General features: G+C 71.9%; 12 protein-coding genes. 6 read left to right on the top strand and 6 right to left on the bottom strand.

Annotation, left to right across the window (positions count from 1 at the left end; all coding sequences use genetic code 11):
* Positions 1–57: 57 nt before the first annotated feature.
* The gene (locus ACLJQE_RS04580) at positions 58–1,041 is read right to left on the bottom strand and encodes a hypothetical protein (RefSeq protein ID WP_410637667.1); all 984 of its coding nucleotides are present in this window, start codon (positions 1,039–1,041) and stop codon (positions 58–60) included.
* A gap of 226 nt (positions 1,042–1,267) precedes the next feature.
* On the opposite strand from ACLJQE_RS04580, the gene ACLJQE_RS04585 reads away from it, so the two are divergent.
* Genes ACLJQE_RS04585 through ACLJQE_RS04595 form a run of 3 tightly spaced genes read left to right on the top strand, consistent with a single transcriptional unit; the run spans position 1,268 to position 4,262 of the window.
* Complete coding sequence (locus ACLJQE_RS04585; RefSeq protein ID WP_410637669.1) at positions 1,268–2,473, top strand: AI-2E family transporter; 1,206 nt, start codon at positions 1,268–1,270, stop codon at positions 2,471–2,473.
* Positions 2,470–3,606, top strand: coding sequence for a MacS family sensor histidine kinase (macS, locus tag ACLJQE_RS04590; protein ID WP_410637670.1), 1,137 nt, complete (start codon positions 2,470–2,472; stop codon positions 3,604–3,606). The genes ACLJQE_RS04585 and macS overlap by 4 nt, the downstream gene beginning before the upstream one ends.
* Complete coding sequence (locus tag ACLJQE_RS04595; protein WP_410637671.1) at positions 3,603–4,262, top strand: response regulator; 660 nt, start codon at positions 3,603–3,605, stop codon at positions 4,260–4,262. Before macS ends, ACLJQE_RS04595 begins: the two co-directional genes overlap by 4 nt.
* A gap of 3 nt (positions 4,263–4,265) precedes the next feature.
* Here ACLJQE_RS04595 and ACLJQE_RS04600 read toward each other — a convergent pair whose 3' ends face one another.
* Entirely contained in the window at positions 4,266–5,300 is a 1,035-nt protein-coding gene (locus tag ACLJQE_RS04600) for a hypothetical protein (RefSeq protein WP_410637672.1), read from the bottom strand.
* An 87-nt stretch (positions 5,301–5,387) separates the two neighbouring features.
* On the opposite strand from ACLJQE_RS04600, the gene ACLJQE_RS04605 reads away from it, so the two are divergent.
* Positions 5,388–6,050, top strand: coding sequence for a DUF1707 domain-containing protein (locus ACLJQE_RS04605; protein WP_410637673.1), 663 nt, complete (start codon positions 5,388–5,390; stop codon positions 6,048–6,050).
* A 71-nt stretch (positions 6,051–6,121) separates the two neighbouring features.
* On the opposite strand, the gene ACLJQE_RS04610 is transcribed toward ACLJQE_RS04605, so the two are convergent.
* The 3 genes from ACLJQE_RS04610 to ACLJQE_RS04620 form a co-directional block, all read right to left on the bottom strand.
* The gene (locus ACLJQE_RS04610) at positions 6,122–6,946 is read right to left on the bottom strand and encodes an MFS transporter (protein ID WP_410637674.1); all 825 of its coding nucleotides are present in this window, start codon (positions 6,944–6,946) and stop codon (positions 6,122–6,124) included.
* A gap of 356 nt (positions 6,947–7,302) precedes the next feature.
* Positions 7,303–9,048: a phosphoenolpyruvate--protein phosphotransferase gene (ptsP, locus tag ACLJQE_RS04615; protein WP_410637676.1), complete on the bottom strand. Its 1,746-nt coding sequence runs from the start codon at positions 9,046–9,048 to the stop codon at positions 7,303–7,305.
* A 209-nt stretch (positions 9,049–9,257) separates the two neighbouring features.
* Complete coding sequence (locus ACLJQE_RS04620) at positions 9,258–10,127, bottom strand: ribokinase (RefSeq protein WP_410637677.1); 870 nt, start codon at positions 10,125–10,127, stop codon at positions 9,258–9,260.
* A gap of 642 nt (positions 10,128–10,769) precedes the next feature.
* Between ACLJQE_RS04620 and ACLJQE_RS04625 the strand changes: the two genes are divergently transcribed.
* Both ACLJQE_RS04625 and ACLJQE_RS04630 read left to right on the top strand, forming a co-directional pair.
* The gene (locus ACLJQE_RS04625; RefSeq protein ID WP_410637678.1) at positions 10,770–12,416 is read left to right on the top strand and encodes a DUF3558 family protein; all 1,647 of its coding nucleotides are present in this window, start codon (positions 10,770–10,772) and stop codon (positions 12,414–12,416) included.
* A gap of 72 nt (positions 12,417–12,488) precedes the next feature.
* Positions 12,489–13,226, top strand: a complete 738-nt coding sequence (locus ACLJQE_RS04630; RefSeq protein ID WP_410637679.1) for a TetR/AcrR family transcriptional regulator — start codon at positions 12,489–12,491, stop codon at positions 13,224–13,226.
* Here the strand turns inward: ACLJQE_RS04630 and ACLJQE_RS04635 are convergent.
* Positions 13,223–13,960, bottom strand: coding sequence for an SDR family oxidoreductase (locus ACLJQE_RS04635; protein ID WP_410637680.1), 738 nt, complete (start codon positions 13,958–13,960; stop codon positions 13,223–13,225). The two genes, ACLJQE_RS04630 and ACLJQE_RS04635, sit on opposite strands and share 4 nt — an antisense overlap.
* Positions 13,961–13,990 lie beyond the last annotated feature (30 nt).

Here is a 13,990-nt window from a genome sequence, read left to right on the forward strand (position 1 = left end):
CGAAGCCGTCAGCGAAGGACGGATGTGGACGCGTCAGCGACCCGTGGTGGGAGGTGTTCAGTCAGGAGTGACGCCGGGCTGTTCGCCCGGGGTGCGCATCGAGTGGCGCAGGCCGGCGCGGCTCATTGCCGCGACGGCGGTGTCGACGGCTTCGGTCGTCCAGAAGGGGACGCCGAAGTTGAAGCCGTCGAGGTGTCCACCGGGGGCCGTGGTGCCACCCGGGGCGGTGGGGACGGCCGGCGCGGCCGGAAGCTGCGCCGGAGTCAGCGGCGACGGCAGATCACGGTGCCCGTCGCGGGAACGTCCCGCGGCACCGGTGCCGTCGTCGTGCTGCCAGCCCGCCGGCATCGCGAGCGCGGCTCGCAGCGCGGCGGGAAGTTCGACGGTCGAGACGGCGGGAGTGCCCGCCACCTCGCCAGCGCCGGAGGTCACCGGCGCCGCCTCGACCGGGTCGAGACCCGGGAGGCCGGGGAGCGGGACCAGGTTGCCGTGCCCGGCCGGGTCGAGCAGCTGCCACACCTGGCGGCCGAAGTCCGTGGCCGGCTTGGGGGCGATGGTCTCCTCGATGACCTGGCGGGTGTCCTCCGGCTTGCGCGCGATGTGCTCGAACGCGCCGAGGGTGCGCTGGGCCGGGTTCAGCACGGCTTCGTCGGCGAGGTCGGTGACCGAGTCGCCGACGAGCTCGGAGGCCTTGCGCCCGGCGGTGCCGGCGTCGGTGCGGCCACACGGGCGCGGGGCCTGCGGCTCGCTCCACGTCGTCGCGTCCTGGTGGCAGGCCACCTCGGCGGCCCCGCCGGCGACCTCGCCCGCGAAGTGGCCGGTGCCGCGGTTCGCGTCGCCGATGCCGGCCGACGTGGCGTCGGTGACCGGGGTGACGGAGGCGGTGCCCACCTGGACGGTGTCGGCGGAAGCGGACGCGTCGGAGACGAGCCACGCGGCGGCGGTGCCCGCCATCGCGCCACCGAGGACGAGCAGCGCACGCGACACGAGACGGACGGCGCGTTTGGCGCTCTGCCCCTCGTTCGTCGCGGTGGTCGCCACTCGTCGTCTCCTTCATGCATGGTTCGTGATCCGGCCGTTGCGGAAGCGACCTAACCAAACCGGCAGCGCGCCGCGCACTCTTGACACGACTTGATGCCCCCATCGTGTGAAAGACACACGGTGTAGCCCGATTTGACGGTCGGTGATCATCCCTGGCCGCCACGTGTGTCGGACGCGGCCGCGGGAATGCGGCCGGATCGACCGGTCCAGCCGCTACGGTGAGCCGGTGACCCACGCGCGACGCGAAGACCCGTTCCTGCCGGAGCACGAGGACGTCACCGGGCTGATCCCCCGGGGCCTGCGCATCAGCGCGGCGCTGGCGTGGCGGCTGATCGTGGTGGCGGCGGCGTTGTACGTCGTCGGGTGGGTGATCGGGCGCCTGTCCGTCGTCGTGATCCCGCTGGGCATCGCCCTGCTCCTCGCGGCGCTGCTCGCGCCGGCCGTGCAGAAGCTCGTGGCGGTCCGGTTCCCGCGGGGACTCGCGACGGCGATCGTGCTGATCGCCGGGCTCGCCGTGCTGGGTGGTCTGCTGACGTTCGTCGTCACGCAGTTCTCGAGTGGCCTGCCCCAGCTGCAGAGGCAGCTCAACGAGAGCCTCAACCAGATCAAGGACTGGCTGATCAACGGCCCGGCGCACCTGCGCCAGGAGCAGATCCAGCAGTTCATCAACCAGGTCTTCGGGTTCCTGCAGGACAACCAGAGCTGGCTCACCGACACGGCGCTGACCACGGCGAGCACGGTCGGCGAGATCGTCACCGGTTTCCTGCTCACGCTGTTCATCACCATCTTCTTCCTCAGCGGCGGCGGCGACATCTGGACGTTCCTCGTCCGGGTCGCGCCCGGCCGGGTCCGCAACCGCGTCGACGTCGCCGGGCGCCGCGGATTCGCGTCGCTGGTCAGCTACGTGCGGGCGACGGCGGCCGTGGCGGTCGTCGACGCCGTCGGCATCGGCATCGGGCTGTGGATCGTGGGCGTGCCGCTGGTGATCCCGCTGGCCACGCTGGTGTTCCTCGGCGCGTTCATCCCGATCATCGGTGCGGTCATCACCGGCGGCGTCGCGGTGCTGATCGCCCTGGTCACGAACGGCTTCATCGGCGCGGTGATCGTGCTGGCCATCGTGATCGGCGTGATGCAGCTGGAAAGCCACGTGCTGCAGCCGCTGCTGCTCGGCCGCGCGGTGAAGCTGCACCCCCTCTCCGTCGTCCTCGCCATCACCGTCGGGCTCGTCGTGGGCGGGATCGCGGGCGCGCTGATGGCGGTGCCGATCCTGGCTGTGCTCAACGCGGGCATCCGGTCCCTGCTGCACGAGGAGAACCCGGACCCGGCCGAGGTGAACGTCCTCACGGACCAGGCGGCGCAGCCGAACGACGCCGAGCCCGGATCCCCGACCGCCACGGTGGCGACCCGTGGCGAAGACGACGACGAGAAGTGACCGTCCGGCGGACGCCCGATCCGGTCACGCCCATGTGGCGGGGCGTGCTCGCCTTCCGCGTGCTCACCTGGGCGTTCGCCTGCGCCACGGTCATCGTCCAGAGTGGTGAGTACCGGCGCGAATGGCTGGCGTGGACCGTCCTCGGCGTGATGGCCGCCTGGTCGGTCGGGAGCAGCTTCCTCTACCTGCGCGAGCGGACGCGCCCGCCCGCGCTGGTCGTCTTCGACCTCGTGCTGACCACCGGGCTGCTGCTGACCTCGCCGTGGGTGCTGAGCGACACGCAGTTCGCGCTGAACGTCCCGCTCATCACCACGGTGTGGGCGGCCGTGCCGCCGGTCGCCGCGGGCGCGCGGTTCGGTGCCGTCGGCGGGGTGCTCGCCGGCCTGGTCGTCGGGGTGGCGACCGCGCTGGCGCGGGAGAAGTTCGACCTCGACATCGCCCGCGACGGCGTCCTGCTCGCCGCCGCCGGGCTGCTGGTCGGGATGGCTTCGACGATGGCCCGCCGGTCGGCGGCGCGGCTGGAGCAGGCGCTGCGGAAGGAAGCGGCGACGGCCGAGCGGGAGCGGCTGGCCCGGTCGATCCACGACAGCGTGCTGCAGGTGCTCGCGCGGGTCCGCAAGCGCGGCAACGAGGTCGGCGGCGAAGCGGCGGAGCTGGCCCGGCTGGCCGGCGAGCAGGAGATCGCGCTGCGGTCGCTGGTCACGACCGAACCGGTCAAGCCGAACGAAAGCGGCCGGACGAGCCTGCGCGCCGCGTTGCAGCTGCTCGCGACGCCGTCGGTGCAGGTCTCGGCCCCGGCGGACGACGTCGAGCTGCCGTCGCACGTCACCGGCGAACTGGTCGCCGTGACCCGCGAAGCCCTGGCGAACGTCGAGAAGCACGCCGGCCGGGACGCGCAGGCGTGGGTGCTGCTGGAGGACCTCGGTGACGAGGTCGTGGTGAGCATCCGCGACGACGGACCGGGCATACCGGACGGCGTTCTCGAGCAAGCCGCCGCGGAAGGGCACCTCGGCGTGGTGGAATCCATCCGGGGGCGGGTCCGCGACCTCGGGGGCAGCGCGACCCTCGACACCGGGCCCGGCCGGGGCACGGAGTGGGAGGTCAGGGTGCCGAACACGAGGGGTGCGAAATGAGTGACGAACCGCGGATTTCCGTGATGGTGGTCGACGACCACCCGATGTGGCGCGACGGGGTGGCCCGTGACCTCACCGAACACGGCTTCGACGTGCGGGCGACCGCGCCGGACGCCGGCGCGGCGGTGCGGATCGCGCGGACCGTGCAGCCGGACGTCGTCCTGATGGACCTCAACCTCGGCAGCACGTCGGGCGTGGACGCGACCCGCGAGATCACCGCGGCCCTTCCCTCGACGAAGGTGCTGGTGCTCTCGGCCAGCGGCGAGCACAAGGACGTCCTGGAAGCGGTGAAGGCGGGCGCGTCCGGTTACCTGGTCAAGTCGGCGTCCGCGGTGGAGCTGGTCGACGCCGTGCACCGGACCGCCGCCGGCGATCCGGTGTTCACCGCGGGCCTGGCCGGGCTGGTGCTCGGCGAGTACCGGCGGATGGCGGACGCGCCGGCGGAAGGGGCCGAGCCGCCCCGGCTGACCGAGCGCGAAACCGACGTCCTGCGCCTCGTCGCGAAGGGGCTGACCGCCCGGCAGATCGCCGAACGGCTCGTGTTGTCGCACCGCACGGTGGAGAACCACGTGCAGTCGACCCTGCGGAAGCTGCAGCTGCACAACCGCGTCGAACTCGCCCGGTACGCGATCGAACACGGCCTCGACGAGGAGTGACCGTCAGAACAGGACCGCCAGGCCCGACCAGTTTCCGGCCGGCAGGGCGGCCTGGCCCAGGCGCCACTGCGGTTCGCCGGGGTGCCAGGCGGCGAGGACGCCGTCGGCGAGCACCAGGTCACCGGCGGCCGACCAGTCGAAGCCGCCACCGCGGTTGAGGTGCTCGGTGACGAACGGCATCCCCGGCACGTGTTCCCAGGTCGGCCCGTCCGGGCGGAGCAGCCAGATGTCGCGGACCTGCGTGCCGGTGTTCCGGTAGGTGGGGTTGGCGAAGTCGGCGGCCCAGACGGTGCCTTCGCGCGAAGGCACCACGGTGGGTGCCGCGCCGCTCGCCGGCCTGCCCAGCTGAGTGCTGCGGTTGCCGCGCAAGTCGACCAGAGTCAGGTCGGTCAGGCCGTCGAGCAGCATCCAGTCGCCGGCCACGCCGAGGATGCGCGGAGCCTGCCGGACCGTGCGGCCGGTGGACGGCTCGATCAGGGCGTCGGTCGATTCGACGGAACCGGAGTTGATGGTGATCAGCAGGCCGTGCGCGGTCTCGGTCCGCACCTGCGTGCGGCAGCTGGCGGGCTGGCCGCGGCCGAGCTCGCCCGCGGAGAACGAGACGTGCTGGAGGCGGCAGTCGTCCGGCGCGTCCTGCCGGATCAGCCAAACGCCTTCGCGGTCGGCGTCCGGGGCGACCGACCAGGCGCGGCCGAGGGACCGCGGCGGGCTCGACGGCCCGGTGTACTCGAGGACTTCGAAGGGTTCGGAGTTCTGGGTGTACGGCGGATAGGCCGTCAGCACGGCGTGCTTCCCGACCCGGACGACGGTCAGCCCGACTTCGCCGCCGGGGTAGCCGGGCGGTGTGGCCACGGCGCCGCGGTCGGCGTCGAAGAGGGTGGGGCCGACGGTCGGGAGCAGCACGGTGACGCCGATGCCGCCGGTCGCCTGGACGCCGGTGAGCCCCTCCGGCGGAGGCGTCGCGGGAGACGGCGGTGTGGTCGTGGTGCTCGGCGGCGGTGCCGGAGGTTCGCCGGTGCACGCGGACAGCAGGACCACGGCCGCGACGGCGGCGGCGCGGACTACGGGTCCGTTCAGGGTTTTCCCCCGATCTCCCTGGTGAGATCCGGTTCTACCATCGTGAGCATGGGCGAGGAAGAGACCGCGGCGGCGGAACCGCTGACCGAGACCAAGCCGTTGAGCGAACGCGATCTCCGGGTGTCCGACGACGAGCGCGAGCACGTCATCGGCGTGCTGCAGAAGGCGATCGGCCGCGGGATGATCGACCTCGACGAGTTCACCGAGCGCACCGACCGCGCGCTGGCGTCGAAGACACGCGGCGAGCTGAACGCCGTGCTGGCCGACCTGGCCGGTCTCTACCACCCGGCCGCGGCTCTCGCCGCCGCCCCGGCGTACGCGTCTCCGGCGGGCTACAGCGGTTACCCGGCCGGCCGGCGCATCGAGCTGAACGCGAAGTATTCGTCGCTGCACCGCGGCGGGCCGTGGGTGGTGCCGTCCGAGCTGGTCGTGCGCAACAAGTACGGCTCGACGAAGCTGGACTTCACCGAGGCACAGGTGCAGTCGCCGGTGGTGCACATCGAACTGGACGCCAAGTGGGGCTCGGTCGAGATCATCATCCCGGAGCACGCCGCGGTGGACCTCAACTCGATCGGTGACGTCAAGTTCGGCTCGATGGAGGACAAGACCCACAGCAACGGGAGGATGGGCAACCCGCGGTACGTGCTGAGCGGCCGGGTCCACGGCGGTTCGCTGCTCGTCCGGCACCCGCGGCGCGGGCTCTTCGGCTAGCCGGGGCCCCTCTGCCCCCGGCGTCAAGAAGGCCTCCCCGCCCAGGCATCGGGCGGGGAGGCCTTCGCGCGTCAGGCGGCGAGCGTCCGGACCGAGCGCAGGTGCCGGGCGACGAAGAAGACGAGGACGGCGAACGCGACGGCGGCCAGTCCGGCGACGACGTGCAGCCCGTCGGGCAGGCCGTGGGAGCGGACGACGGCGTTGCCGAGCGTGCCGACGGTGGCGAGGCCGAAGGCGTAGCCGAACTCGTTGACGGTCTGCGCCAGCGAAGCGGCGGCACCGGCCTTGCGCACCGGAACCGAGCCGACGACGAGATCGGTGCCCAGCGCGACCATCGGCCCGACACCCAGCGACGTCACGGCGAACCCGAGTGCCGGCCAGCCGGGCCCGGCCGCGGGCTCGACGAAGGCGAGGACCGCCATGCCGGACGCGGCGAGGGCCACACCGCCCGCGATCAGCCTGCCGGGCCGCACCCGGCGGGCGAGAACGGGCGCGGCGAGGAAGCTGACGGTCGAGGCGGCCATCCCCGGCAGCAGCCCCAGCGCGGCCCCGACCGGCGACAGGTGCTGCGCGAGCTGGAAGAACTGCGCGACGAACAGCATCGTGGTGCCGCCGAGCATGCTGAACAGCAGCAGGACCATCGCGGGGACGCCGAGCAGGAAGACCGAGCCCCACCAGAAGTGTTCGAGCATGAAGCCGCCGACCACCGGCCCGACAATGGCGCCGACGGTGAAGCAGCCCGCCCAGATCCCGATGGCTTCGGCCCGCTGCCGCGGGTCCGCGAACATGGTGCCGATGAGCGAGAGGGTCGACGGAGCGAGCGTGGCCCCGGCGATCCCGAGCGCACCCCGCGCGACGATGAGCATCCCGGCACTGGTGGAGAAGGCGGCGACCACGGAGGCGACCCCGAAGGCGGCGGCCCGAAGGCGGCGGCCCCGATGAGCAGCAGCTTCCGCCGGTGGCGGTCATGGTGAGGTCCTCTCGACTCGGGTGCTTCCCTTCTCACCTCTTCGTCGAGCGGCCGTGGCCAGGATCGACAGCGGCCCGGATTTTTTGGGCCGAACGCCGTCTTGAGGCGAGGTTGCCCACACCCCTCGATCAATGTGGACAACCTCGCCGGTTCAGGTTCGCACAAGGCAGCACTGTCGGTGATGACCGATAGACTGAAAGTGGGGGGCGCCCCGGCGGGTGGGGATTGATTCGCGCACGGACGAAACCATCAGCCGAGCCGGGCGGGCTCTGGCGGGCAGGTTCAGGGGCGGGCTGCCGCGCGGGCGGTTGTGGGGCTCGTGGTTGCCAAGACCGCTTCGGCCAGGGCTTCGCACTCCGCCAACGTCGTCGCCGCCAGGCTTGCGCCGACCGGGCGGATTGCCGGGGCGTTCATCGACAAGCTCGTCAGGCCCAGGCCCGCCAAGACGAGGGCCAGGCGCGGGTCGGCCGCTGCTTCGCCGCAGACGCCTGCCGGTTTGCCCGTTGCCTTGGCTGCGTCGCCGATCAGCTTCAGCAGGCGCAACAGCCCCGGCTGCCAGGGGTCGTTGAGCTTGGCCACCGCGCCCAGCTGGCGGTCCGCCGCGAACGTGTACTGGGCCAGGTCGTTCGTGCCCACCGAGACGAAGTCCACCGCTTCGAGGATTTCGCGGGCGCTCAGCGCCGCCGCCGGGATCTCGATCATCACGCCCGCACGGGCGATGCCCGCCGCGCGGACCCGCTCCGCGAACCAGGCCGCTTCCTCGACCGTTGCCACCATCGGGGCCATCACCGAGACCTCGGCGCCCGAATCGCCCGCCGCGCCGGCGATGGCCTCGAGCTGGCGGTCCAGCACCTCGGGGCGGTCGAACGCCACGCGCAGCCCGCGGACGCCGAGCGCCGGGTTCGGCTCGGCTTCCGGGGACAGGAACGCCAGGGGCTTGTCGGCGCCCGCGTCGAGGGTCCGCACGATCACCGGCTTGCCGCGGAACGGCGACAGCACCGCCGTGTACGCGGCGCGCTGGTCGGCCACCGACGGCTCGTCCGAGGCGTCCAGGTAGCAGAACTCGGTGCGGAACAGGCCGACCCCTTCGGCGCCCGCGTCGGCCGCGGCCTGCGCGTCGGCCGGGGAGCCGACGTTGCCGTAGACCTTCACGCGGTGGCCGTCGGCCGTTGCGCCCGTGCCGTTCCACTCGGTGAGCTGGGTCACCGTTGCCGTGACGACCGGCGCCGACGGGTCCGCGAGCTCGACCGTGCCCGCGTCGCCGTCGACCGCAAGCGCTTGCGCGTCCAGTGCCAGCAGTCCGCGCACCGCGACGACGGCCGGGATGCCCAGTGCCCGCGCCAGGATCGCGGTGTGGCTCGTGGGCCCGCCTTCCTCGGTGACCAGGGCGAGGACCTTCGCCGGGTCGAGGCCGGCGGTGTCGGCCGGCGCGAGGTCGCGGGCGACCAGCACGCTCGGCGACGCCAGCTCGGGCACGCCAGGCGGCGCGATGCCGAGCAGCTCGGCGATCAGCCGGTCACGCACGTCGCGGACGTCGCGGACGCGCTCCGCCATGTACCCGCCGGCCGCGGCGAGCGCTTCGGCGAAGCCTTCGGCCGCCTGGTAGACGGCGCGGGCGGCGGGCAGTCCCTGCGTCTTGACCAGCGTTTCGGCCTGCGACGCGAGCGCCGGATCGGCCGCCATCGCCGCGGTCGTGATGAGGATCGTCGCTGCCTCGCCGGTGGCGGTCTCGGCCTGCTTTTCCAGCCGGCCGGCGACGATCGCGGCCGCGGGAGCGATCCGGGCGGCTTCGGCGGCCGGATCGGCCGGGGCCGGGGTGGCGGCGGGCTCGCCGAGCGGCTCCGCGACACGGACGACGGGACCGCTCGCGCGGCCGGGGCTGACGGCGACTCCGTTGAGGGACCCCGCGGAGGCGGCATCGGACCCCGCCGACGCACTCTTTCCCGCGGAGGCGGCATCGGACACGACCGACGCACTCTTCGCGGAGGCGGCGTCAGGCTCGGGCGCGGCGGCAGCAAACTCAGGCATGGTCTAGACCATAACTCAGGTAGGCCTGGATATCTCGTGGTGGCGGGCACAAACCGCGTTGCCCTACCTGTTCGAGCACCGGCCGGACCTCCTCGTGCCACCAGGAGCCGGCCAATTCGCCGCGGCTGCGGACGGGCCGTCGGGTCAGCATACGGCGGAAACCCCAGGCCTCGGCCGAGTCGGCGAGCCGGAACCAGTCGGCCGGATGATCATTCCCCCAGGTCGGCGGCGGTGGGGTAGGACGGCTGGGCCCCGTGCCGCGTCACGCTGAACGCCGCGACGCGCACGGCTCGTTTCGCCGCGGAAACCAGGTCGGCACCGTCGGCGAGCGACGCGGCGAGTGCGCCGGCGAAGGCGTCACCGGCCCCCGTGGTGTCCACGGCCTCGACCTTCGGCGACTCGACCCGGCTCACCGAGCCGGTTTCGACGACGACGGCGCCGGCCGCACCCAGCGTGACGACGGCCGCCCGCGGGCCCAGGTCGAGCAGGGTCCGGAAGTCGGCACCGGGCCCGGTGAGCCAGGCGGCCTCGTGCTCGTTGACCAGCAGGACGTCGAGCTTGGCCAGCGTTTCCGGGGAAAGCTTGGCAGCCGGCGAGAGGTTCAGCAGCACCTTCACGCCCCGTTCGGCGGCCCGCGCGACGGCGTGCTCGACGGTCGGCAGCGGCACCTCCAGCGAGACGACCATGATCTCGACCCCGTCGAAGACGGCGTCGACGTCGGCGGGCTCCAGGCTGGAGTTGGCGCCGGGGGAGACGAGGATCGAGTTCTCGCCGTCCGGGGTGACGGTGATGTAGGCGATGCCGGTCGGCCGCTCGCTGGTGCGCACGAGCCCGGTGTCGACGCCCGCGGCGCGGAGCGAATCGAGCAGCAGCCTGCCGTAGGGATCGTCGCCGACGGCGCCGAGCAGTGCGACGTCCGCCCCGAGCCGGCCCGCCGCGACCGCCGTGTTGGCTCCCTTGCCGCCCGGCGAGAGCACGGTGTCGCCGCCCAGCACCGTTTCCCCGCCGCCCGGCCGCCGGTCCACCGCGACGACCAGGTCGGCGTTGGCGGATCCCACCACGAGCACGTCCGAGTTCATACCCCGCACTGTGCCACGAAGGCGACTGTGCCACGAAAGCGGTCAGGACCAGGTCAGCAGGGGCGGCGGGGAGATAAGTGAAGGTTTTTGTAACTTATCCGGGGCGGAGTGCGACAATCATGCGAGCAGCGGATGCCCGTCACTCGATCGGGGGATGTCCGTCCCCCGGACGTCACTTCGTGGCCCCGGTCCCGCTCTCCTGGTGCGTCACCACGCAAGACGTGGTGGCTTGCCCCCACCGGCGCGAGCCGGGCAGGGCATCGGGTCGCCGGCGCCGATCACGTAGCCCCCCGAGTGATCGGCGTCGGCGGCGCCCCGCCCGACGGTCAACACGACCTCGCGGGGCAGCGATGTGGGCGCGCGCCTGCCGAACTTGCGTGCCGCCGAGGGCTCAACGTCTGCGGCAGCCCCTGCACGTCAGTAGCCGTACGGTGATCGCGCTGGCCAGCGGCGGGCCGGGACCTGGGTCGTGCACTTCTTCGCCGCGCTCGGGATGGCCGCCGTGTGCATGTGGTTGCTGAGGCCGCTGACGCGGTGGCAGGCGCGAACGCCCGATCCGGTCGATTTTTCGCACACTCGGTAACCGCTGCCGTATCGTGCGTGACGTACGAGGGAGGTCGAACGCGAGGGGAGCGCGGTTCGGTGGGGTTGTTCGGCGACATGCTCGACGCTGCCAAGCACGTCGGGTCGGAGATCGCGCGCGCCGTCCAGTCGGGCGGTGAGCGGCTCGGCAACGTCTTGGCCGGCGCGGGCGTCGGCCTGCTCGTGGGTGGGCTGCCCGGCGCGATCGCGGGGGCCTACGTCGGCTCGCAGACCGGGACGGGGGCGGCGAACCCGCAGGCTGCCGGGCTGTCACCCGGTCAGCTGGTCCGGGCCGTGCTGAGCGGTCCCGGTACCGAGTCGCTGCAGAAGGTCCACCAGGCGGGTGTCGACCAGTCCGCTTACCAGCGCCGGCTCGAACAGGGCACGCGTGAGCTGACCTCCGCTCTCGAATCCGCGTGGACGGGTGGCGCGTCGGACGCGGCTCGGGAGCGGCTCAAGCCGTTGACAGCGTCGGCGACCTCGGCGTCCACGACCCTGGACCGCAACTCGACGCTGGCCCAGGCGCAGATCGACCAGTTCCACCGGATGAAGAACTCGCTGCACCCGGACGTCAAGGACCAGCCGCCGACGCGCAGCGCCTGGGACGTCGCGACGCCGTGGGACACCGACACCGAAGCCAAGATCAACCAGTACAACCGGAAGGCCCAGGAGAACGTCGAGCGGTACAACGCGTACTCCCGGCAGTCCAGCTCGAACACCGCGGCCCGGACGATCGACTACGGCCAGCTCCGCGAGTACACCGGCGGCGACTTCACGGTGAAGGGGTTCGCGATGAGCAGCTCGGAAATGCGGGCGATGCTCAAGAACGCGACGGAGTTGCGGATTTCGATCCAGCAGCAACGCGACGCCGCGCAAGTGCTGTCGCAGGCGACGCCGCCCCGCTCCGGAGCCGGCCAGCACCGCGGCCGTCACCGGTCCGAACGGTGTGAACGAGGCCGGGCGCTACTACCAAGGCCATCTCGATCACCAGTACAAGTACCTGTCCGAGTTGATCAAACGGCTGCAGAAGGCACTCGGGATCGTCGAGGCGGCCGACCGGCAGGCGGCAGACGACACGAACAAGACAGGCGGAGCCCTCGAATGACGAAGCGATCCACCACGACCACGGCCGCGATCATGGCCGGCGGCTTGCTGATCTCCGCGTGCAACGGCACACCGAAGGCACCAGCGAACACCACCGCACCTTCGAGTACCGCATCGGCGAACAGCGACGTGCCTGCCGTGCCGAATCCCCTCCCGGCGCAAGCACTCGAGGGCAGCCCGTGCGAAAGCGCACTCACCACCAGCCAAGTCAGCCACTTCCTCGGGCAGCCGACCCCGGCCAAGCCCAGTGACACCGAACTCGGCCCGATGTGCCAGTGGAGCAGCGCTTCCGGATCAGGAGCCGGCATCACGGTCGCCTACCAGACGAAATCCGAGCGGGGAATCGGGCTGGCTTACGAGAACGTGAAGCCCAAGGCCGCGCGCTGGCAGCCGCTCGAGCCGGTTCAAGGATTTCCCGCCGTCGCCTACACGAACACCGATGACAACCGCGCCTGCGTCATCGTCGTCGGCGTCACCGACCAGCTGGCGTTTTCCACGGCGTTGACGCTCGGCGACAAGTCCGCGGCCGAAGGCAAGGATTGCTTCGACGCTGCTCCGGACGTGGCAGACGCCGTACTGACGAACCTCAAGGCGCGGGCCTGAGCTGCACCTTTTCGTTACGGCAGACATCGCGTCAACGCAAAATCTGTCGTACCAAGCGCCTAGACTGTTCGGATGAGCCACCCCACGCGAAGGGGTCGCGCGCGTGCGGCTACCGAACAGGACATCCGGCGGACCGCCCGGAAGCTGCTCGTCGAGCAGGGGCCGGAGGCGGTCACGCTGCGGGCCATCGCGCGGGAGCTGGGGATCACCGCGCCCGCGCTCTACCGCTACTACGAGTCTCGTGACGACCTGGTCGAAAACCTGCGGCTGGACGTCTGCGCCGACCTGGCCGACGAACTCGCCGAGGAGATCGCCGAACTGCCGGATGACGGCATGCTGCAGCTGTTCGCCATCTGCAAGGGTTTCCGGCGGTGGGCGCTCACCCACACGAAGGAGTTCACGCTGGTCTTCGCGTCGCCGACCGGTGGGGTCGGGTCGACGTCGGGGAGTGCGCTGAGCCGGGTCGACGAGCCGTTCGGGCGGATCTTCCTCGCCGCCGCCGGGCGGGTGCTCGCCCGGCACGACATCGTGCTGCCCTCCGCCAGCGGGGTGCCCGATGAGCTGCGGGACGACCTGAAGACGTTCCAGGAGTCGCTGGTCACCGTGCTCGTCGAGTCCGATCAGGGCGTGCCCGTCGAAAAGATCGACCTCGGCGTGACGTACCTGATGATCCAGTTCTGGGCCCGGCTCTACGGGCACGTCACGCTCGAGGTCTTCGGCAACTACCCGATCCCCATGTCCAAACCGGACGTCCTGTTCGAGGCGATGCTCGCCGACCTCGCCCGGGAGATCGGGCTCTACTCCGGTTAGGCCGCGTGGCCGCCGTCCACGGACAGCACAGCGGCGGTCACGTAGGCGCTGGCCGGCGCGGCCAGGTAGGACACCGCCGCGGCCACTTCGGCCGGTGTGCCGTAGCGGTCGAACGCCGTCAGGGCGCGCTGGTCCGCCGCGTACGGGCCGTCGGCCGGGTTCATGTCCGTGTCCGTCGGGCCCGGGTGGACCAGGTTCACCGTGATGCCACGCGGGCCCAGCTCGCGGGCGAGCGCCTTGGTCAGGCCGACCATCGCCGCCTTGCTGGTCGCGTACAACGCCATGCCCGGCCCCGGTACGCGGTCCGTGACGCAGCTGCCGATCGTGATCACGCGGCCGCCGTCGCCCAAGACGCCGGCCGCCGCCTGCGTGGCCGCGAACACGCCGCGGACGTTCACCGCGAGGACGCGGTCGACGTCTTCCAAGGAGGTTTCGTCGAAAGCGCCCACGAACCCGACGCCCGCGTTGTTCACCAGGACGTCGAGCCGGCCGAACTCGGCGACGGTCGCCGAGACCGCCGATGACACGGCGGCCGCGTCGGCCGAATCCGCCTGGATCGCCAGCGCGCGGCGGCCGAGGTGCTTGATCTGTTCGACCACCTCGGCCGCCCGCGCGGCGTTGTGCTGGTACGTCAGCGCGACGTCCGCGCCGTCCTCGGCGAGCCGCAGTGCCGTGGCCGCGCCGATGCCCCGGCTGCCGCCCGTCACCAGTGCCACCTTGCCGTCGAGGGTCATCCCCGGTTCTCCTTCGATCGAACGGTCTTT

The organism is Amycolatopsis sp. lyj-346 (assembly GCF_046548975.1).
Taxonomy (GTDB): domain Bacteria; phylum Actinomycetota; class Actinomycetes; order Mycobacteriales; family Pseudonocardiaceae; genus Amycolatopsis.